The 22,631-nt window shown below is 38.6% G+C and carries 17 protein-coding genes; 3 read left to right on the top strand and 14 right to left on the bottom strand.

What is annotated here, in order from left to right; translation table 11 throughout:
• Positions 1 to 663: 663 nt before the first annotated feature.
• A complete protein-coding gene (locus CLV48_RS06915) occupies positions 664 to 1,947 on the bottom strand; it encodes a M20/M25/M40 family metallo-hydrolase (RefSeq protein ID WP_106566560.1) in 1,284 nt (427 codons plus the stop codon).
• A gap of 566 nt (positions 1,948 to 2,513) precedes the next feature.
• Between CLV48_RS06915 and CLV48_RS06920 the strand changes: the two genes are divergently transcribed.
• The 3 genes from CLV48_RS06920 (at position 2,514) to CLV48_RS06935 (ending at position 5,652) form a co-directional block, all read left to right on the top strand.
• A complete protein-coding gene (locus tag CLV48_RS06920; RefSeq protein ID WP_245889508.1) occupies positions 2,514 to 3,563 on the top strand; it encodes a DUF4221 family protein in 1,050 nt (349 codons plus the stop codon).
• Positions 3,564 to 3,893: 330 nt separating this feature from the next.
• Positions 3,894 to 4,919: a hypothetical protein gene (locus tag CLV48_RS06930; protein ID WP_106566563.1), complete on the top strand. Its 1,026-nt coding sequence runs from the start codon at positions 3,894 to 3,896 to the stop codon at positions 4,917 to 4,919.
• Between the two features lie 73 nt (positions 4,920 to 4,992).
• The gene (locus CLV48_RS06935; RefSeq protein ID WP_106566564.1) at positions 4,993 to 5,652 is read left to right on the top strand and encodes a 3-keto-disaccharide hydrolase; all 660 of its coding nucleotides are present in this window, start codon (positions 4,993 to 4,995) and stop codon (positions 5,650 to 5,652) included.
• Between the two features lie 105 nt (positions 5,653 to 5,757).
• Here the strand turns inward: CLV48_RS06935 and CLV48_RS06940 are convergent, their stop codons facing one another.
• The 13 genes from CLV48_RS06940 to CLV48_RS07000 all read right to left on the bottom strand — a co-directional run bounded on the left by CLV48_RS06940 (position 5,758) and on the right by CLV48_RS07000 (position 22,631).
• Positions 5,758 to 9,234, bottom strand: coding sequence for a hypothetical protein (locus tag CLV48_RS06940; protein WP_106566565.1), 3,477 nt, complete (start codon positions 9,232 to 9,234; stop codon positions 5,758 to 5,760).
• Between the two features lie 98 nt (positions 9,235 to 9,332).
• Entirely contained in the window at positions 9,333 to 13,034 is a 3,702-nt protein-coding gene (locus CLV48_RS06945; protein ID WP_106566566.1) for a sensor histidine kinase, read from the bottom strand.
• 54 nt (positions 13,035 to 13,088) lie between these two features.
• Positions 13,089 to 13,355, bottom strand: a complete 267-nt coding sequence (locus CLV48_RS06950) for a hypothetical protein (RefSeq protein ID WP_170068993.1) — start codon at positions 13,353 to 13,355, stop codon at positions 13,089 to 13,091.
• 33 nt (positions 13,356 to 13,388) lie between these two features.
• Positions 13,389 to 13,943: a DUF420 domain-containing protein gene (locus tag CLV48_RS06955; RefSeq protein ID WP_106566567.1), complete on the bottom strand. Its 555-nt coding sequence runs from the start codon at positions 13,941 to 13,943 to the stop codon at positions 13,389 to 13,391.
• The gene (locus CLV48_RS06960; protein WP_106566568.1) at positions 13,933 to 14,598 is read right to left on the bottom strand and encodes an SCO family protein; all 666 of its coding nucleotides are present in this window, start codon (positions 14,596 to 14,598) and stop codon (positions 13,933 to 13,935) included. Before CLV48_RS06960 ends, CLV48_RS06955 begins: the two co-directional genes overlap by 11 nt.
• A 79-nt stretch (positions 14,599 to 14,677) precedes the next feature.
• Complete coding sequence (locus tag CLV48_RS06965; protein WP_106566569.1) at positions 14,678 to 15,007, bottom strand: cytochrome C oxidase subunit IV family protein; 330 nt, start codon at positions 15,005 to 15,007, stop codon at positions 14,678 to 14,680.
• Between the two features lie 20 nt (positions 15,008 to 15,027).
• On the bottom strand, positions 15,028 to 15,804 hold the full coding sequence (locus tag CLV48_RS06970; RefSeq protein ID WP_106566570.1) for a cytochrome c oxidase subunit 3: 777 nt from the start codon (positions 15,802 to 15,804) through the stop codon (positions 15,028 to 15,030).
• 27 nt (positions 15,805 to 15,831) lie between these two features.
• Entirely contained in the window at positions 15,832 to 16,413 is a 582-nt protein-coding gene (locus CLV48_RS06975) for a cytochrome c oxidase subunit 3 (protein ID WP_106566571.1), read from the bottom strand.
• A 2-nt stretch (positions 16,414 to 16,415) separates the two neighbouring features.
• Positions 16,416 to 17,318 carry a heme o synthase gene (cyoE, locus tag CLV48_RS06980; protein ID WP_106566572.1) on the bottom strand — a complete coding sequence of 301 codons (903 nt, stop codon included), beginning with the start codon at positions 17,316 to 17,318 and terminating at the stop codon, positions 16,416 to 16,418.
• Positions 17,315 to 18,397: a COX15/CtaA family protein gene (locus tag CLV48_RS06985; RefSeq protein WP_106566573.1), complete on the bottom strand. Its 1,083-nt coding sequence runs from the start codon at positions 18,395 to 18,397 to the stop codon at positions 17,315 to 17,317. The genes cyoE and CLV48_RS06985 overlap by 4 nt, the downstream gene beginning before the upstream one ends.
• Entirely contained in the window at positions 18,378 to 20,267 is a 1,890-nt protein-coding gene (locus CLV48_RS06990; RefSeq protein ID WP_106566574.1) for a cytochrome c oxidase subunit I, read from the bottom strand. Before CLV48_RS06990 ends, CLV48_RS06985 begins: the two co-directional genes overlap by 20 nt.
• A gap of 15 nt (positions 20,268 to 20,282) precedes the next feature.
• Positions 20,283 to 21,317, bottom strand: coding sequence for a cytochrome c oxidase subunit II (locus CLV48_RS06995; protein ID WP_106566575.1), 1,035 nt, complete (start codon positions 21,315 to 21,317; stop codon positions 20,283 to 20,285).
• A gap of 21 nt (positions 21,318 to 21,338) precedes the next feature.
• On the bottom strand, positions 21,339 to 22,631 hold the full coding sequence (locus CLV48_RS07000) for a quinol:cytochrome C oxidoreductase (protein ID WP_106566576.1): 1,293 nt from the start codon (positions 22,629 to 22,631) through the stop codon (positions 21,339 to 21,341).

Consider the following 22,631-nt stretch of genomic DNA (forward strand, 5'->3'; position numbering starts at 1 on the left):
CTTTTTTCATTTTTGCAATCTGTGTGTTAAAGGTAAGAAATTGTCTGCACACAGATCGGGTATTCGCCTACCGCGGGTTCCTCAAATTCCCCGTGCGATTTCTTCTAAATCACACAGAGAATTTCGAGGTATAACTTTAACTTCGTAAGTAGTGAAACCAACTTACACAGTTTTTGTCATAGTCCCTTAGAAATATAGTTGAGATATTATATTTGATACTGGTAGATATTAGCTTCACGATTTTGATCTCTTTTTTCTTCCTTATTTACTTTAACCTCTCTTCTCTCTCACTTCTAAACCTGAATATCTAAACCAATTGCCTCTTGGCGTACCATTGACAGATAAGAGTAACCGTCATTCTGAGCGAGGAACGAGCGAAGAATCTCCCATAGTTTAGGAGATTCTTCGGCTTCGCAGACTGCGCCTCAGAATGACGTAGTAAAAAGATGTCTTTGCCTTTCTGTAAATGCCAAATTTTAAAATCTGAGCATGAGGCGTAATTTTTTCATTAACCTTTCTGTACTTTTTCGTAAATGTTCAATACTCGGCATGACAAGGAAATGCTTCTTTCTATAGCTTACCGACTGGAATTGGATAGCTTTTGGGATACAATTTAATTCGAATGCAGATTTCCTCTCGCTTCTCGCTTCTAATTTATCTTCTCTAAATCCAGCCCCCCTGCATCAAAATCAACAAAAGCGCCTGCTGAATAGCCAAATGTCCATCCTTGTTCACCCACCATTCATCCAAACTATGGGCTCCGCCTCCTTCTCCTCCACGGCCAATGGTCACTGCGGGAATGCCCAATGAAAAGGCCATATTGCTGTTCGTAGAACCGGAACTCAGGACAGGATCATTCCCTGAAAGGTGCTTGGCTATGGCCATGGTCCGCTGAATCAAAGGGGAATCAGGGTCTGCCAATCCACTGGGTCTGTCCCCAACTTTTTCAATATCCACGGTCAAAGCTTTGCCTCGACGGATAATGGCATTTTCTTTTTCCAATCCTTCCTGTATGGACTCCAAAAACAATTGATTGATGCCCTGGAGTTTTTCCTGACTTTCTGAACGCATATCCACCAGCATCCAGGATTCATATGGAATAGAGTTTACCGAGGTACCTCCGCCCAATACAGATACACTATAGGTGGTTTTAGGTCCTTCTTTGGTAAAAGCATCTGCTTTAGGCACAAAGGCAACCACCGCCTGGGCCAAAGCATTGTGTGGATTTCCTATCCCAAATGCCCCATAAGAATGCCCTCCGGGCCCTTTGAAAGTCACCTTATATCTTAAGGAACCAATTCCCCCGTTCACGATATCTTCCAGTCCTCCACCATCAATGGCAATATGGGCCGCTAATGGATGTGCACCCTCCCTAAATAAATACTTCATACCTTTCAGGTCTCCCAGACCTTCTTCTCCAACAGTTCCTGCAAACCAGATATCGTCTTTGGTGCGGATATTTTCATGGACCATGGTTTTGAGTAAAGCCACTACAATAGCCAGGGACCTGTTGGCATCTGTAATACCGGGAGCAAATAAGGTATCCCCTCTTTGCTTGACGGTTACATCGGTGCCAAAAGGAAAAACTGTATCCAAATGCCCTTCCACCAAAAAAGTCTTTTGGCCTTTGGTCCCCTTCCTAAGCCCTATCACATTTCCAACCTCATCTGTCCAGACAGAATCTGCTCCCGCATCCCTTAGCATCTGGGCAAAAACCTTTCCTTTTTCTTCTTCATGATGCGAAGGCGATGGAATTTCGGTCAGGGTAATCATGTCCTGCACGGTTTGTTCATCGATACGAAGGATATAATCAAAAGCCTTTTTTACAGCAGGATCTTGCACCAAAGTTTCTACCTGGTCTTTATAGGATTGCTGAATCACCTGGGCCTGTACAGAAATGGAAATAAGTACACCGAAAGCACTCAATGCGAGGAAATTGATTTTCATAAGGGTTTAATTTGGGGTTTGAAATACTCAAAAAAATAGGTTTATGGCAATACCGTTTGTCAACTTATCCTTTTTCTGAGCTAATGAGATTCATCTCAAGGGAAAATTTGTGAAAAATCAGACAAAACTCTTGACTTAGTTAGTTTTTTTTTAGTTTAATCGAACTAAATCTTTAACCAAAATTTAATAATTATGAAAAATTTATTTTAAGCCTCCCTTCTGACAGTAATGATGTCAGCTGGTATTTGTTTTTCAAGTAATAGTGCATGCGATGTTGATCCAGTTTCAGGATGTCTAATATGTGCTTTCAAAGCAGTTCCTAATAACCCAGGAGCATGTAGAGGAACAGGTGGGGACTGTCCTGATATTCGGTGTGGGGGTTCCCAACAGTAAATCAATCTAAATTATAATCAACTTGTTAATTAATTTTCAAGTTGATTATAATTATTTCAAGATTCTAAAAAATATAGTATATGAGGGTCCTATTTATCTACATTTTGATTATTCCATTATTATTAATCTCATGTGATAATTCCACAATTTCCAAAAATCCGGAAAATCAATTCTTGATTAAATCTAAATCAGTTAAATTTCCACTAGATGAAGTATCCAATTATGAATTTTACATCTATCAGACTGTGGGCGATTCCTTATTGATTTTGAATCAAATCAACTATTCATTGGACATCTACAGTTTATCTGAACAAAGCCTTATTGGCAGAATCAACATTGATAGAGAGGGAATGAATGGAATAGAAAGACTCAATACGTTCTATTATTTTAATCAGGATTCAATTTTTTTATTTTCACAATTTCTTTTGAAGAATTCTCTTATTGTAAATGTAGAAGGGAATATCATAGATAGAGTTAGGCATAATGAATTTAACAGTGACGTGGATGGCTTAATCAACCACGTGGGGACGCCTTCCATGCCAAACATAATATTTGATAATGAATTACACTTTTCAGTCTTTCAATTGACAAATGAAAGTATTGAGAATGATAACTTTATCCATGAACATAGTCTTGATTTAAAATCAGGAAACTTTAAATCATATACTTATATAAAAAAACCTTCCTTCATGCATAACCAAAGGTGGATTGATGAGACCTTTACCAGAATAAAAATTGATAAGGAAGAATGGTTTTTTTCTTGGAATCTATCAGACACAGTTTATTATATCAAAGGGGAAAATGGAGTTTTAATTGAATCAAAAGCAATCCCTATGAATGGAGGCATTAGCACCAACCCAAAACCTGTCCCAAAAGAAAATTATGATGGAAAATGGTTGGAAATGTCATTAGAAGAATATGTATATGGAAAAATTCTATTGGATAAAAACAAAAATATTATGCACAGGCTGAGGTATGTTCCAACAGTCAAACCTAATTTACCAAAAAACTATTCCAATAATCCTTATTTGATAAAGAATTTTGAAATTCTTACTTACAGGCTTGATGGTGAATTTTTAGGTACCACAAGAATCAATTCCGGAACTTATGATCCAAGACTTTTATTTCTCGGCCCAGAAGGCATTTACATACCAAGAATTCATCCCAATTATAAAAATCTAAATGAAGATGAAATAGTATATGATGTATTCAGTGCAGAATAAAATTTCATTTGCTTTAATATTCTTGTTGTTATCCTGTATTGGAAAGCCCAAAAAAACAAATCCGGAACTTGAAAATGTAGTCAAATCGGCTTCCCAATTTGCTATCATTGATCTGGACCGCTGTAATTCCTGCTTTTCAGAATACACTGACAAATTGAATCTTAGCGCAAACGACTCATCTACTCTGGTTATTGTGCTTTCAAATTCCAAGAAAAAAGCCATGCTATTTGGTAATGAAAACAAGATTAAAGTTCTCTGGGACAGTACGCGTTACTTTGAAAATTATTTGGAAAAAAGCAGTTATTATTTCCAAACCAATTCTTCCAAAAAATGAAATCAGCAAAATATTACGTTTGGTGCATCTGTCTTTTTTGCCATCTGATTTTTCAATCTTCCTGCGAAAATCAAAAGGAATCATTTTATGATATTGAGCAAACATTAAAGATTGAAAAAATCAGAAACCCCAATGAACTGCTTGTGTCTTTTCATCAAGATGCTTTTTTTGTCCTCCACAACTTCCGGACACAGCTGGATATATACAGGGATAACAATTTGGATTCAGCCATTCAGCTGGTCGAGATGAAGCAAACTAATGCAGGATTTGAAATCAAAGGGCAATATGTTTCCAAATTAAATTATTTCGACTCGGAGACTCTTGCGATTTTAAAAATCTCCCCAAATGAATTTCATTTTATCGATACTGAAAATCCCTATAATGTCAAAGTATTAACCATAGACACTCCCTCGACCGAATTCATTTCAGATTTTACAAAATTTGATAAAAATCACCTCATTATTGGCACCTTTGAATTCGAAAAACTGAATCAATCCAAAATTTATCTATACAATATTAAAAATCAAACCTCAAAACTCCTGTTTGAAGAAACCTTGGCACACCCTGTTGCGGAGTATATCAAAGTGTTTGTAAAAGACAACAAAATCCATCTTTTGAATCCATTCCATCAAATGCTCCTAACTATGGATAAAAAAGGGAAGCTGCTTTCAAAAAGAAAATTCTCAGTACCTGAAGAAATCAACTATAATTTCACAGAAAACAAGCGGTATGCCACTATGGAGGAATACGCTAAAGCAGAGGTTGATCTACAAGAATACACCAGAGTAATGGATTTTACACTTTACAATGATCAGCTTTATTTAATTATAACCCAGCATTCAGACAGGAAAACATTAAGCAGACATTTGATAAAATGTGCTCTTGATGATACGCCTACAGCAGCATTAATTGATATCCGGCATATGCCCGTTCATTTTGGGCCAAACAACCATTTATTTAATTATTTTGAAAAAGACAGTTTACAATACATAGAAATCACACCACTAAGTTCAGTCTTTTAATAAATTCAAATGGAATGAATTCAAGTCCTCACAAAAGTTTTCTGGAAAAGCTATTATTTCTGTATCTTCCGATATGAAATTTCGCTTCACCTTCCTGATTTTACTTTTAGCTTTGGAAAGCTCCGCACAAAGTCTTTTTAACGGAAAAGACCTCAGCTGTTGGTACATGGATGTACCTGAACTGGACAAAGATTCCTCTTTAAGGAAGCCTTTTATCGTACGGGAGGGGATGTTGGTAAGTCTTGGGACACCATTAGGACACCTTATTACGGAAAAAGAATATGAAAACTACCGCTTGGAAGTAGAATACCGCTTTCCGGGAGCGCCTGGGAATTGTGGCATTTTGGTGCATGCTTCTTCCCACCGATTCCTCTATGACATGTTTCCCAAATCCATAGAAGTACAGATGATGCATGAAAATGCCGGAGATTTTTGGGTAATCGGTGAAGACATTCAGGTTCCGGACATGGAAGCCCGAAGAGGTCCAAGAGAGAACTGGGGAGTAACTGAAGGAAAAGGCCGGAGAATTCTTAACCTCACAGACGGCTCAGAAAAACCTTTAGGAGAATGGAACCATATGCTGATCGAATGCAAAGGAGATGAGGTCAAAGTTTGGGTAAATGGCGACCTGGTCAACCATGGTTTTGGAGCCACCGCCACCAAAGGCAAAATCGCTATTCAGGCAGAAGGAGCAGAAGTGGAGTTTAGGAAGTTGGAGTTGACAAAACTTTAACATGCCACAAAGGCACCAAGTCACAAAGATCCGAAAAGAAAAGACCTTAGTGCCTTAGTGCCTTAGTGTCTTTGTGGCAAAAAAACAAAATTCCTTTAAGGCTTTTCAAAATAATGCCGTCACCTGCATCCTTCCGATATGCACCAGTCTGCCTAATCCTTCGGAGTTTCTACCTTCATAGACCATATTCATCTGTAAACCCTCTCCTATTTTCTGCAGCCAATTCAAAGACCAGGTCACATTATTCCCAATCGTCAAAGCCTGTAACATTTCATAGCCTGTGGGGGTATTGGGCTGACCATTATAGTCGATATAAATATACCTGAAGTTGGCATTGATCGTGGTTTTAATCGCCTTGGCAAATCTAAAGTCAAGACCTGCTTGATGGATCTCCGCCCTTTCATTGAACTCTGTATTGGCCTGATTCACCTTATCCATGTATTGGTACATGATGGTTGTCCTAAACACACTGCTCGGTTGGTAGGCGAATTCCGGCCCGTAACCATACTGCTGAATGGCATAATTGCGGTTGTCCAAAAAATCTGAATTGGCTATCCTATTCCCGGTTTGCCCTATCAAGCGTAAGTTGAGATTTGGATTGATATTGTAACGCGTATTCAACCGCCAATCCTTTTGTATCATATCATCAAATCCTCCCGCCAACAGCTGCTTATTTTGACTATCAAATACCGAAACATCAAAACCATACTTGGCAGAAGAACGGTTAAAGAAGAAAGAAGAACGGATCACCTGCCTGACCGAAATCAGGTCCTCATCCGCAAAGCCCCCCACAAAAGGATTGATCCTGTCCCAAAATTCATTGGAAGTAATCTTCTTCTCAATACTCAGGCTTGTAGTATTGGAAAATTTCTGCAAAAACTGCTTTATTCCCCCTTCTTTTCTCCAGGAATCAGGAAATCTTGCATTGAGGCGATAATTAAAAATTGTTGTATAAGCCTGTACAAACTCAGTGGTAGGCACAAATACCTTTATAAAATTTTTCTCTTCCGGATTGAAAGCCAGGTAAAACTCATTCAACTGCTGAATCCCATCTCCATTGTCATCTCTCCAGGTATGGGTACCTTCTCCTGTAGGTACAGGAAGGAAGACAAACTCCCTGCGGAATTCCCTGCCATTACCCAAGGCATAACTGAGTTCGTTTCGTATAGCTCCTTTGGCCATGGTTCCCAAGTAATCCACCTTTCCCAAAACAGTGGTTTCCTTTTCTCCATCCAGTCTTAAAAACTCCAATTCCCTGTAAGTAAAACTTGCGCTAAGGTCATGCCCTTTGAACCTCCTCTTCAATCCAAACATGGTCTGAAATGCTTCTGTATCAGGAGCCAAAACACCATTCACAGGAAAAAGATCTTCCCTAACTGAAGCATTGATAAAAAAAGAATAAGGCAAAGTATCGTTACTGTTAAGATAGGCCATATGCTCCACAAAGTTCATGGCGGTACTCACCACCGAATCCGTCTCGATATTTCTGACCGCATTTCTATCCAGCATCAGTCTGTAACCGGGAGCCAAAATTTTTGATCTATACTGAACATCACCGGTGTACCTGACCCAGTCTGAATTTAGGTTACGGACATCAGAATCCAGCACAAAAAGCTCATTTTTAAGAAATATCCTTTTTGCCAATTGCTGGTTGAATTTGGCCATATGCTGGGTTCCGGACTGAATGGCTCCACGGTTCCTAAAATTAAAGCGATAGCTCAATTCATTATGCTGGTCCTTCATGAACCCGAAACCGGCATTAAAGATCCGCTCATGTCCAGCTTCAAGCATATCTTCTCTGCTCAAGCTCCAGTCCCGGTCAAACTCTATATACCGTAACCGGTCAATGAAGCTGAAATTATCCGAGTTATATTCAAACTCCGTCAGGGCATTGAAGCGGTAACCTTTTAACTTTTCCAGTGGCCTATTCTCAGAAATGAACCCTGACTTGATACCAAAGCCATTATTCGTCTCATTGTCAATTTCTGAAAATAGGTTTTGATCCACATTGGAAAAAGCCATTTCCGTGTAAACCTGCTCATATGAACTGAGCCTTACCCTCGCCCCTGTAGTAAACATCTGTTTTTTGTTGGGAGCCGGAAGGGGAGATAAAATGGAATAATTCCCCTGGGGAACACCATTGATCCTTGGTCTGAAAACAAATACCGGCCCATTGGCCAATTGCCTGTCCCTTACATAATCCCCGTTGCCTTGGCCCACTTCCGAAAATCCGATAGCAAAATGGGCCTGTTCCGGGTCTGTCGAATATTCATAGAAAACAATGGGGTTACCCTGATCATCTACATCTACCACTCTCCTGTACAATACACGGTTTGGATCAAAAGCTACCGAATCCACCCTTGGAACGGCAGCTGACTCTAAGTCATTTCCGACGGAGGCCAGCAGTCTTTTATCCGCATCGCTGAATTCAAAAAAAAGCGGCCGGTTCCTATTGTCCATCTCCCTATAAAAATTCCAGTAAAGGCTTACCTTGTCGGTTTCCTGTATATGGTTTGCGGTAAGAATAGACCTGGTAAAATTCCTTTCAGCATATTCATAATCGATCCGGATCCTACTGTACTGGGTAATGAGCACATTAGGCGTAAAGGTGATTTCACCCTGATTGTAATCAATCACATAATCATAATTGAAGCCCCTCTGTAGCTGCTTGCCATCCAGAAAAACCCTTTCGGAATTGGCCATGATGATCACAAAGCGCTCGTTCTGAGGCCCTGGTATCCGGTATGGCCCAAGAGTACCCTCTGACACTTCCAGATTAATTGAGGCAAATTTCCCTTTGGCTACCGAAGCTGACCCTTGGGTAGAGGCTCTCCATTTATCTCCTATGGTATAGTTAGTAGTCAATTGTGCACCTTGCACGTTTTTATAATAGCGGAGAAATTCCGACTTGCGTTGTTGCAGGACCACATCTCCAGCGGCAAGGTTGAAGCGGTCATTGTAAAGCTCCACCAAAACATTGTCAAAATCCTGCAACTGCTGTGTATTACCTTCAGGCTGAAAAGGCACATTTTGGTCAGTAATGCTGGCCCTAATATTTAGATTCTCGGAAAGTTCACCGTTCATTTGCAGATTCAATGAAGAATTAACGAATAAATTCTGCGTATTACCGAATGAAATCCCTCTGGTAAGGTTTCCGGACTTGTTGAGGTTGGTAGAAGGGAACAATTCTTCCCTAAAATCAAACAAGGGAGAAGCAGCCATCCTCCTATCTTTGAAATAGGCCATGGAATCATAATCTGCCATCAAAGTTCTCTTTGCGACCCTCTCGTGGAAAGCAAATGGAATGGTCCGATAACATATCACCAAAGAAGCTGGGACATGACCATCAGGTAAATGTATTTTGATTGTACCCGAACTGAGGTGATAAGAAAAATCATAATTTATATCAAGACTGTCATACACCCTGATCGATTCTTCCAAAACAGTTAATGAATCGAGCACAAAAGCCTGGACAGTAATTTCCGCGGAAATAGTCTTACAGGTTTCAGTCTGGGCGATTGCCCAATTGCTGAAATTTACAAGGCATAAAAAGAATACGAAAATGGCACTACCCCTAAGCATAATCCGGCACAAAATACGTACTAAGGTAATTTTTATGAATGAAGAAATAAAATCGGGCAGTTGGACAATAAAAAAATTGAAATAATCCCTTGAAAAAATCAGTTTACAAGATCAAAAGATAAGAAAAAAGATGTCCCTTTCCCCAACTCTGTTTCAAACCATATCCTTCCACCTGCCGTTTCCACCCCCCTTTTGGCAATTGCAAGCCCAAGCCCTGAACCTTCAGATTTAGTGCTGAAATTGGGAATAAAAATCTTTTCTTTTAGGTCTTCAGGAATTCCCTTTCCATTATCCTTTATTTCCAAAATCACCTGACCGTCCTTCTCCTTTAAGAACACCTTGATTTCGGATCTAGCCGGTTCTTCAACTGCCTGAATTCCATTAATGATCAGATTTGAAATTACCCTGCCAAACAGATGGTCATCACCCAATATCTTGAGTCTATCAGAATGGCTCAAATCTTCAAAGCTTATCTTCCCTTTTTCTCTGTTTTTGAATAACTCTAAGGTATCCTGGACAACTTTACGGAAGTCCATCAACTCATTTTTTGGAAGCGGCATCTTGGCAAATGTAGAGAAAGAGGTAGCTATATCACTCAAAGTGTCAACCTGGTGGATCAATGTTTCCACTGGTTTTTTTAGTTTTTTCGGATCTTCAAGTTTCCCTTCTGACTGCAATCTCAGGAGATGTTGTAATGTCAGCTTCATTGGAGTTAATGGGTTCTTGATCTCATGGGCTACTTGTTTGGCCATCTCTCTCCAAGCAGATTCTTTTTCTGTACTCGCCAGAATGTTCTTACTGGCCTCCAGCTTGAACAACATATTATTATATTCGTTGACCAAAAGCCCAATTTCATCATTAGCGGGCCAATACATTGGCTCGTTGTTTTCCAATCCTGTAGCTTTCAGTTTTTGGGTCAAAAGTTTGAAGGGAAATGTCAAGTTCCTAGAAACAAAATAGGAGACGAAAAGAAACATTATGAACACCAACACAAAGATGTTCAAGATATTACTGAGCACATCAGCTATCAATAAATCCAATTCACTTTCTGACTCAAAAAAGGGAATAGCAACAATGGCTTTAATTTCCTGGCCGTCTGAGGATCTAACTGCTGCATAAACAGTCTTATAATTTAACGAGCCCACCTTTTCATTCAAAAGCACCAAGTTATTTTGACCTTCTACTACCTCAACAATAGCTCTTGGATTAATGAATTTGGTAAGAATTCTCTTATCAAAGATATTGGGCTGTGAGCTGGCCTTCAGTAACCCTTCTTTTTCATATACATTGATTTCCAGATTGGTCGTACCTGCAAGACTGTTGACAGCTTCATAAAAATCATCCCTATCAGCTACGCCGGCTAATTGCTTTTCCATTATGGCTGCCAAGTTATCTTTTATTAAAGTAGCCTTTTGAAAATACTGCCTATGCAGCTCCTCCTGGTACGAATTGGTCAATAGCCCTAAAATAATGGCAGATATGATCAAAATTGGGAAAAAGAAAGCGAAATTAAGGTACATCTGCAATTTGGTCGCATAATTGAAATCAAAAGTTTTAAGCCCTCTAACCAAAGCATAAACCACCAGACTGAATAAAGTCAAGAGAATAAATGAAAGGAAAAACAAAGAGATGTCTGCCAAAATATAATATACTGGGTAGATGGGTGAAGATACAATTATGGCCTTATCTTCATTTTTAACTCCCAAATGATGGTATTTCTTTCTATATATACCTGATTTATATAAGCCCGAAAGTTCAATTAATTCATAAAAATCAGCTGCTCTATAATTAAAAACTCCTACTGCATATTGAAGAACTCCATCTTGGAAAAGGGCATAATTGTAATTTTTATCATTCAAGGTAGCCATATAATTCCTGTCCATGAGAAGTTTGGGGAAAACCGCTCCAGGAAGGATCCTTAATTGTTTCAATTCAAGATAGGCTGTTCCTATAAAAACATCATCTTTGTAAAGTGGGATAAATGCAAAGTATTGGTTACTGGCACTTTCTTCATTGCCTTTTATGAAATAAAGGTCTCTTACAGAAGTTGCAAAATCGCTTTTTACATAATTATAGCGAACAGACTCCAAGGATTCCTCATCATTTCTAATCAAAATATTATCCCCTGCAACATTAAAAACCTTAACTTTTAAAGCATATTGGTCAAAGTAAGGCGTCATATGTATCCTTCGGATCTTTCTTTCTATGGGTTCTTTAGATTGAAAAGGATCTGTTATAGCATTTTTAATAAAGAGATCCTCACGGATTCTATTCATTATATCGGATAGGAAAAACTCCGCCATAACGTCATTTTCAATCAATTGCTGGGTACCAAATCTGGTTTTGGATTGTAATTGCTTTTTGAGATAAACATCGTGCACTGCAATACCGGCAATGATAGCTGTAATCAGACATGCAAAAAAGAATGTCAAAAAGGTGTTTAATCCCAGCTTAAAAATATTCTTATGAAGATCGAAAGAAATGATGGAAACCAAAAAAATGATGTGTGCCAAAAAAGCCAATAAATGAACCCAATTGATCCATGCCAGCAGAATGATAATTGGAGAGGCAAAAACTACAAGGACTTTCAAAGCATAGGTCTTTTCTTCTAAGCCTTCATTCAAGACAAGGCTTAGACCTAATATTGAGAAAAGTACATAGGCTCCGGCACCAAAGAAAATAATCAATAAACTTATACCCTTGAGATAATCCAATGAGGGAAGACTAAGGATATTAAGTTCCCATTGTGAATTACTTAATATATCGATATACAAACCATAAAATGCAATCAGCAGGAGCAAGGCAACCGTATAGAGCAAAACATAAAAAAACCATTTGCTGAACTTTTCCTGGACCTTTTTAAACTTTACCAAAAACCCCTCTTTCCTGAACAATCCCAAAATCAAAGCCAGGATGACTGCCAAGCAGACCACATTGAGTAAGAGATCCCCTAAGCTTGGATTAAACCAGGAAGATGCATATTTGGTGGAATCAAATAGTTCATAGTCGAAATAACCTTGGGGAAAATCAAAAAACAGCATAAACCCTCTAATTGAAATCAGAGTCCCTGCAGTGTACAAAATTGCTAAACTTTCTTTCCCTTTATACCATATAGTCCTCACAAAGCCATATCCCAAAATCAGAATCAGAAAAAGCAATGAAAAGAAAAAGACTAATATGGTAAGGTTGTTGGTTTGTTCAATTGGCTGATATCCTTGTTCAAACCTTATTGAAAAAAGGAATTCTCCTTTATCACTTTCAAGATCAAGAAAACCTTCCTCTCTGGTAGGTGAGAGACTCAAAAAATCATTACCAAAAAATTTTTTATTGAATCCTGTCTGTAGGAATTCATTCTGGATCTCCCTTTTGAAGAATAACGGATGTAGCTGTACCAACCAAAACCCTTTTTCATTCCTTGTAAATCTCCTGACTTTTGAGAAGTAAATCCCTTGCCTATCCTCATAGTAATAAGGGTTAGTCATGCCTCTTACCAGATCAAAATCCGGCAATAAAGTAAAATCTGACCAGTAAATGAGCTCACCGTTTTCCCCAAAAATATAATAAGGATGACTGGAGTTAATGCTCATTTTTGAAAATGAAAAAGGATCCTCAGGCCTGTTTTGCATCAAAAGATCTATGAAATCCTTATCAAACTCCTGCAATATCAGGTTGAGCTTTTGTTTGACTGAATAATAGTATTTCTCTGAGCTTCCCTGCTCACTAATGAAAAAATTAAGGGCAAGCAATAAGCCAATACCCAATATTGCCAAGAAAAGGAAAGTTCTTTTTTTCTTTAACATAGGAAGAATAAAAGTAAAAAAGCAAAATTGGATAACCAACTTTGCCTTCTTATATCAGAATTTATCTCCTTGGAAAATAAATTTTGTTTTTCGTTTTTTAGCTGCCCTATACCATAAAAAGCCTATAATAGCAGCTATAAGATAAGGCATCGCAAACAAGTATAGGATACCGGCATTTAGCCCTGCCCCTATACTAGTCTCTCCATTACTTACATTATTTTCAACGGTCGCCCTACACATAGCACATTGGGCCAACAAATCAATGGCATTTGCAAATAATACAAGTGCCAATGTTAAGAAAATATGTTTGATATACTTCATTACTATTAGAAACGTTCCCTTTTACCATTGGGTTTAGAAGTTGTAATACGGGCTGATCATCAAATAAACAACAACCCCTGTAATGGTTACATACAACCAGATAGGATAGGCAAATTTAACAATTTTCCTGTGCTTCAACCTTTGATCTGTGTATCCATAATAGTAAGCAAGTAAAATTGGAAAAAGTGCAATTGCTGCCAAAATAATATGGGTGATCAAAATAAAATAATAGACAGGTCTGATCCATCCTTCTCCACCAAATACAGTACTTTCTGCACTTGCATGGTAAATCACATAGGAAACCAGAAATACTGCTCCCAAGGAAAAAGCGACGGTCATAGAAGTCCGATGATACGCAATATTATTATTTTTAATGAATACCAAAGCGGCTATCAAGGCAAGAGTTGCCGCTGAATTGATAACTGCATTTAGATGAGGAAGAAAATAAACCCAATTGCTGGATAACTCTATTTTTGACGGCATAAATAAAAGGACCGCAACTACAATAGGTACAGCAATAGAAATCACGGTAATCAATCTCAGGATGCCTTTGCTTTCAGACTGCTGAGCTAATCTATTATTTTCCATGCAATAAAATTTTTGTTTCTAAAATCAATCTGTCCACTTCATCTCTATTGGTTCCACTATAATACCCTCTTATCCTTCCAAGTTCATCTACCAAAATAAATTTGTCACTGTGGACAAAATCATCGGGCTGGCCAAATCCATCGATAGTTGGAAGAATAAATCCGCACCTTGCCAGATTATATATCTCATCCTTATTCCCTGTCAGAAAGAACCATTTATCCGGTGTAGCATTATGGCGTTCAGCATACTCCTTCAAAACTTCAGGCGTATCATTTTCAGGATCTATTGATATAGAATAAATCTGAACAAGAGCCTCATTTCTGAAAGCGTCATTCACCCTTTCCATTTCATTGGACATGACAGGACAAATGCTTGGGCAAGAAGTGAAAAAGAAATCAACTATTGTAATTTTTCCTTCCATTTCTTGCCTCCCTCTCTGTCCATTATCTTGACTGGTTAAAAGAAATTCAGGAATATAATGCTGACCTGATTCATTTAACTCACATTCCAGAAAAGGGTTTTCAACCCCGTCTTGAAATAAAACTGGAATATCATAATGATTGGTGCCAAAGGTTTTTAAAAACACTATAATAAGCACCGGTATCATCAAAATACAAACGAGAACTAGCCCTTGCAGAAATCTAATCGTACGCATAATTATCCTTACATCTAAACAAAAAATAAGGTTGAAGATTCACTCTCCAACCTAATTTTTTTCTCTTTTTATGGAAGAATTACCACCTTAAAAGGAAAATATCAGTTCCCTCTCTCATCAAAGCGATCACTAGCCAAACCAGAAATATCAAAGGCACTATGATGGAGTAGAAAAGCGGCTTAGCTTCTTCACCCAAGTGCATGAATTCCATCATGATATATTTTGCCTTCCAAATTGTCAGACCGATAAAGATCAAGTACAACAGGATACCTCTGTCCAAAGTGAAAGCGAACACAAATTCTATGGAGGTCAGGATCAAGAGGATGAAAGCAGTCTTCCAAATCTTCTTGATCTTCTCTTCGTTTCTTGGGATAACCTCAAGCGTAGATTTATTTTCGTGTGAAGCCATTTTATTGTCGTTTAATTTCTTTAGATCAAATAGAAGAATGTAAATACGAATACCCAAACAAGGTCTACAAAGTGCCAGTAAAGACCGATCTTCTCTACCATCTCATAATGACCTCTTCTTTCATAAACTCCTACAGCAGCTTGATAGAAGGCAAGGAACAAAAGGAAAACACCAATAGTAACGTGGAATCCATGAAAACCGGTGATAAAGAAGAACAATTGAGCAAATGCAGCTGGACCATACTCATTAATAAAAAGATTTGCTCCATAAACTGTTTCGGTAACAACCTGTCCCATCTTATTGACAAAAGTCAAAACAGAACCTCCATCAGTACCGTGTATAAAGTGGGTCCATTCCCAAGCCTGACAGCTTAAGAAAGTTATACCGCCTAGTATTGTCCATAACAACCACTTCACTACATCCTTTCTATCATTTCTATGCCCTGCTTCTACTGCAAGTACCATAGTAACGGAACTCATAATCAATATGAAGGTCATTAGACCTACGAAGGCCAGTGGAATATGTACTCCATGGAAAAAAGGGATGGCATCAAAAACCAATTCGGGCACTGGCCAATATTCATTGGAGCCAATGAAGGCATCTTCAGGGCCCAAATATCCAGGATAGCTGACCCTAATGGCAGCATAAGCAATCAAAAAGGCGGCAAAAGTAAAGATATCGGAGAGTAAGAAAAACCACATCATCAGTTTTCCATAACTGGCTTTGAGTGGCTCATTACCACCTCCCCAGATTCCTCTTTTAGGGCTTACGCCCACAGCAGTTGCAGTCGTTGACATATTGTTTGATTTAACTTTATTTTAAGTTTAATGATTCAATAATAAGAACATAAAGAGATAAAGCCAAAGCCCTCCTAAAAAATGCCAATAAGTAACACACATCTCCATGGCATTCATGTTTTTGGAATGAACTTTATATCTAAAGGACGAAATTAATACAATAATTAGAAATATCACACCACTGATTAAGTGGATTGCATGTAATCCAGTGAAAACATAAAGGAATGATCCAGCAGGATTTCCTACAAAGTAGACATCTCGATCCACCAATGCAACCCAGCTGTACCATTGGCAAACAAGAAATACCAACCCAAGAAGTACAGTTAAAAACATTCCTCCTTTTAGTTTTTGAAAATCATCTTTTTTGGCGGCTTGATAGGCAACATGTAATGTCACACTACTCAGTACTATAATAATTGATGTATACCAGAAAATAGAAGGAAGCTCAAATTCCAACCAATTGCCTTCAGCTTGCCTGACAATATAGGCACTTGTCAAAGAGGCGAATATCATCACCACTGACACGATGAAAAGCCAAAGGGCAAATTTCTTTGGGTGCATGGAGATGGGTTGCTCAGCTCCCTCTACATATGCGAATTTTTCTTCCATAATTAAATTTTATCCAACATATAAGCGATTTGGACAATCGGTAAATAAAGAAACGATCCAAACATAATCTTTAGAGCAGATTTTCTGGAACAATCTCTCATCAAGGAAAAGGTCTGCGCCAGAAATAACACACCACAAACTGTAGCCACAATCCCTGAATTAATGCCTGTAAGTCCAAAATAAGTAGGTAGCAAGCCCAATGGAAGTAGAAACAAGGTATAGATCATGATCTGAATGGCGGTATTGAGATCTTTCTTTCCACCACTAGGTAGTAATTTAAACCCAGCTCTTTTGTAATCCTCATCGCTTACCCAGGCTATTGCCCAGAAATGAGGGAACTGCCAGATAAACTGTATACCAAATAGTATCAGCGCCTCATGACCGATTATGCCTGTAGCAGCGGTCCAGCCCAATAACGGAGGCATAGCACCAGGAATCGCACCAATAAATACGGCAATTGGACCAACACGTTTCAATGGAGTGTACACAAAAATGTACAATACCATACTTAAAACACCCAGAGCGGTTGTCAGGGGATTGGTGAAAAACCAAAGAATAGCCACTCCTAACAGTCCTGTCAAGAAAGTAAACCAATAAGCTTCATTTAAAGAAATCTGATTCAATGGTAAAGGCCTGTTTTGCGTCCTTTTCATTAATTTATCCAGATCTTTTTCCAGAATTTCATTAGCCGCACCTGATGCCCCGGTAATTAGAAAACCACCTGCTACCAAGGCAAAGAAACTATTCCATGAAAAGAAGGTTCCCGAATCCCCAAGTATAAAGCCAAAAGCCGCTGAGAAGGTAACCAATGCAGATAGCCTGAATTTGATAAGCTCATAATAAGCCTTAGCCCTTAAAGATAGGACATCAAATAAAGATGCTTCGTAGCTATTTAAAGTTCTCATGAACTGATTTTTTCAACATTTAACTTTTTCTGATCATTGAGCAATAATAGGATCACGAACTGTATTCCTATAATCAATGAACCAAACAATAAATGAAGGGGCTGAATAAATGCAGGAATAGCAAAATATGCCATACCAACCCCAGTAATAATCTCAAATACAATTACCCCAAATAAGACCTGTGACCATTTAAAAAGGCTAACGTTCCTTAGGGTGTATTTATATATTTTGTAGAGAAAGACCAAATGAATACCAAACAGGAGAATTGAATAGGAACGGTGAATAAGAAAAGGAATACCTAACATTGAAATCCACTCTTCACGCATCAGATTCCCCATTTGAAATGCAACATGATCGATTTCTTCTCTAACCTGGGTCCCAAGCACTATTTGTATCAACATTAGTACAAAACCGACCAACATGATATTGAATAAGCTATTAGGCCTATCTGTCTTGTATTTTACCGTGTAGGCAAGCCTATATGACCGGTAATGGATATACAACAATAGGCAAACGATTACCAAAGCCAACACCATATGTAATGAAATCATCCATGGAAGGAGATTGGTAGAAACAACAATCGAACCTATCCAAGCCTGAAACAACACAAGCAATAAATTAAATATTGCCAAGAGGGGAATCCATTTATCTGCTTTCCATAGAGGAAATGATCGGATCATGGTAATCAATACCAATAAACCAATCACTGCACCGATCAATCTATTTACATATTCGATCCATGTCTTGACGGCATTGAACTCCTCTTCAATCAGAATTGAAGGATCATTTTTAACCTCCTCTGCCTTTCGAGCAAATCCAAGCTTATCCAGTTGAGCTGCAAATCTCTCATTCTTAGCTACTCTTTTGGCTAAGTATATCTCCTGATAATCATTTGGGAGCTGATCCACATGTGTAGGTGGAACCCAGCTCCCAAAACATTTAGGCCAATCAGGACATCCCATACCTGAAGCGGTACTTCGGACGATCCCCCCGACCAATATCAGAAAATAAACACCTATCACAGTGATTAAAGAAATCCTGCGAAAGCTGCTTATCGTATTAAGATTCTTTTGATTCATTGGCTACCAAATCAGTTTCTTCATCGGCTATAATTTCTTTCTCCAATTTAACTAGCTCTTGCTCATGTGGCAAATTGGATTCAGGAGTAGCAGACAAAGGAACTGTCTGAGGAATGAAGTCCTCTTTAGCACCTGGTTTGGAATAATCGTATGGCCATCTGTAAACCGCTGGAATTTCGCCTGGCCAGTTACCATGTCCAGGATGAAGCGGTGTAGTCCATTCTAGTGTATTGGATCTCCAAGGGTTTAAAGAAGCCACACGACCTCTAAACATAGAGTAGAAGAAATTGAACAAGAAGATAAACTGGGCAGCAAAAGTAATGATCGCGGCGGCAGATACAAACATGTTCAGATCAGTGTACATATTGGAGAATTCAAAACCTGTCCAAGAATAATATCTTCTAGGGAATCCGGCAATACCGATATAGTGCATTGGGAAAAACACCATATATACGCCGATGAAAGTCAACCAGAAATGAACATAACCCAATCTGGCATCCATCATTCTACCAAACATCTTAGGGAACCAGTGGTAAATACCTGCTACCATTCCAAAGAAGGAGGCAGATCCCATTACCAAGTGGAAGTGTGCTACAACAAAATAGGTGTCATGCAACTGAATATCAATAGCAGAGTTACCTAGAAATATACCTGTAAGACCTCCAGAGATAAAGAAAGAAACCAAACCTATAGAGAACAACATACCAGGAGTAAACACAAGGTTACCTCTCCATAAGGTAGTCAAATAGTTAAATACTTTAACAGCAGAAGGAATAGCAATGATCAAAGTAAGGAACATGAAGATAGAGCCCAAGAAAGGATTCATACCGGACACGAACATATGGTGAGCCCATACCACAAATGAAAGTATGGTAATACCCAACATAGAAATGATCATAGCTTTATATCCGAAGATCGGCTTTCTGGAGTTTGTGGCAATGATCTCTGAAGTTATACCTAGTGCTGGCAACAAAACAATGTAAACTTCAGGGTGACCTAAAAACCAGAATAAATGCTGATAAAGAACCGGGCTACCTCCAGTATTTGGCAAAGCTTCACCGCCTATATAGATATCTGAAAGGTAAAAGCTTGTACCGAAACTTCTGTCAAATACTAAAAGCAATGCGGCAGAGAACAATACTGGGAAAGACAACAAACCAATGATTGCGGTCAGGAAGAAAGCCCAGATAGTCAAAGGAAGTCTTGAGAAAGACATACCTTTTGTTCTGAGGTTAATAACTGTAGTAATATAGTTGATACCTCCTAACAAAGAAGATGCAATGAAGAAGGTCATTGCCACCAACCACAAAGTCATACCCAATCCTGAACCCGGCATAGCTTGCTCAAGCGCAGAAAGAGGCGGATATACTACCCAGCCACCAGAAGCAGGTCCTGTTTCAATAAACAGGGAGATGAACATGATTACGCTGGAAACAAAGAACAACCAATAAGAAAGCATGTTCATGAAACCTGAAGCCATGTCACGTGCTCCGATTTGAAGTGGTATAAGGAAATTGGAAAATGTACCACTCAGTCCTGCTGTAAGCACGAAGAATACCATGATGGTACCGTGCATTGTTACTAAAGCTAGGTAGAATTCTGGATCAAGAGCACCATCAGGAGTAATCCAACCCCCAAGAACAGGCCTTAACCATTCTAATTTCATGTCAGGGAACCCTAGCTGCAACCTGAAGATCAATGATAACAAACCACCAATAATCGCCCAGAACATACCGGTAACCAAAAATTGTTTACCGATCATTTTATGGTCTGTAGTGAAAATATACTTGGTGATAAAATTATCGTGATGCTCATGATCATGATGATCATGGCCTGTAGCACTATGTGTAGCTGTGTGAGCTGTTGCCATATTTTGATAATTTAATTACTTATATTCGCTGATAGTAATCTCAGCTAATTCTTTTAATTCCGCAGGAAGGTCAGCCACTAAAGCAGGGTTATTGACAATGTAAGGCTTTTGATCAGCTAACCATTTTCTATATTCTTCCGGTTCTACAACCCTGATTTCTTTTCTCATAGAGAAGTGCCCTCTTCCACAGATTTCGGTACATGCAATCTCATAAACAAACTCAGGATCGTTCAACTCAGCACGCATTTCCTCAGTAGTCTTGGTCGCAGTAAACCAGAATCTGGTAGGCATACCCGGAACAGCGTCCATTTTCAATCTCATATGTGGAGCAAACACAGAATGCAATACATCTCTTGCCCTGATTTTAAATAATACAGGTTCTCCTTTAGGAATTACAACTACAGGAGAAGAGAAATCATCAAGCGCATTTTTATCTGAGAAATCCACGCCTGAAATATTGCTTGAATTGATTAACCTGTAATCATGCTCCCCTAATACATTATCCATACCTGGATACCTAACCTCCCAAGCAAACTGATATCCCATGATTTCCACAACGTGAGAATTTTCCGGTGCGGGTGCAGTTATATCTGACCAAGCTCTCCAGCCACCAATTACCAATAGGGCCAAAACTACTGCAGGAACGGTAGTCCAAATCAGTTCAAGTTTATTATTCTCAGGGTAGAAAGAGGCTTTTCTATCCTCTTTATATTGATATTTATAAGGGAACCAAAACAGAAGGACATGGGTAATGATAAAAACAATACCAGTCACAGCCATGGTAATCCAGAACAACTCATCTGTAATGACACCATGTTCTGAAGCAACTGGAAGGTTATAATTATCAAATTCTTTGATAGAATACCAGAACATCAGAACAGTCGCTCCAACCAGGAACAAAACGAACATGATGGCGTTAACTTTGTTGCTTCCGGTAGCGATTTTTTTATCGCTTCCTTTGACAACAGAAACTAAAGTCTGTATCCTGTACACCATCCAAATGATGGATAATAACAACAGGATACCAACAGCTATAAGAAATCCGTACATAATGTTAACTTTTTCGGATAATTAAATGTGATGATGATAACTTTCTTCCAACATAGGATGGTTTTTAGCAATTAGGGGCTTTTTGGCTAAAGCACCTAAAGCAACGAGCGTAAATGCTGCACCATAAACCAATAACATACCAATTTCCATCAAACCAAACCCACCATTATGTCCCAACGTTCCAGGCTGAACCATTAAGAAGAAGTCAAACCAATGACCTAATATAATGATTGAGCAGACAACTTTAAGGAAGATCGCATGTCTTTTTGCATCTCTAGTCATTAAAACTAAGAATGGCAGGAAGAAGTTTAAAACTAGATTTACAAAAATAAACGGGCTATACACATCACTCTGCAATCTCTCTACAAAATAAACTGACTCTTCCGGAATATTAGCGTAATAGATCAAAAGGAACTGCGAGAACCAGATATAAGTCCAGAAAATAGAGAAAGCAAATACAAATTTACCCAAATCATGGATATGGTTCTGATTGACCATTTCAAGATATCCTTTTTCCTTAAGAAAAACCACTACCAAAGTAATAGCGGATAGTCCAGCTACAAACCAAGATGCAAACACATACCAGCCGAACATGGTAGAGAACCAATGCGTATCGATTGACATTACCCAGTCCCAAGCTGAAATTGATGAAGAAACAGCAAAGAAAATAATAAACAAAGCAGACCAAGTTCTTAATTTCCTCCAATAACTTGTTCCTCCCTGAATATCTTCTTCAAAAGCCAAGGATTTTAGCTTGTTGAAGAAAAATACCCAGAAACCAAAAAACAAAACCATCCTAAGGATATAGAATATAGGAAATGAGCCATTTTCCATTGGCCAGTAAAAGAAAGCACCTTTCCCATCAATCAGTTTGTCGTACTCAGGGCTATCCTTATCAAAAATGTAGCTATGTGTCCAATGGAAAAGGTCATGATTAGCAACAAAGAAAGTTACAATCATCAATCCTGCAGCAAAAGGCAACCAATTACCAAAAGATAACGGAATCCTCAAGATCGCAGTAGACCATCCAGCTTGAGCCGCGTACTGCAATGCAAAGAAGAACACACCAATGATAGCTATCCCTGTGAAGTAAACGTTATTTATCCACAGGTTAGCAAATAACCTCTGATACCAGTGAAATTCATGTCCTCCAGATTCATTAGCATGATCATGGCCACCGCCCAACATAGCAGTAATAATTCCGAAAGCTAGGATAACCGCTCCTATTACCAAAACGGTCATTATTGACTTTTTCAGCGATGCCGTAAAGTCAAATTTTTGATCCAAATTATAGTTTGAAGTACTATGTGCCAT

It is taken from the genome of Cecembia rubra, assembly GCF_003014575.1.
In the GTDB taxonomy this organism is placed as follows: domain Bacteria; phylum Bacteroidota; class Bacteroidia; order Cytophagales; family Cyclobacteriaceae; genus Cecembia_A; species Cecembia_A rubra.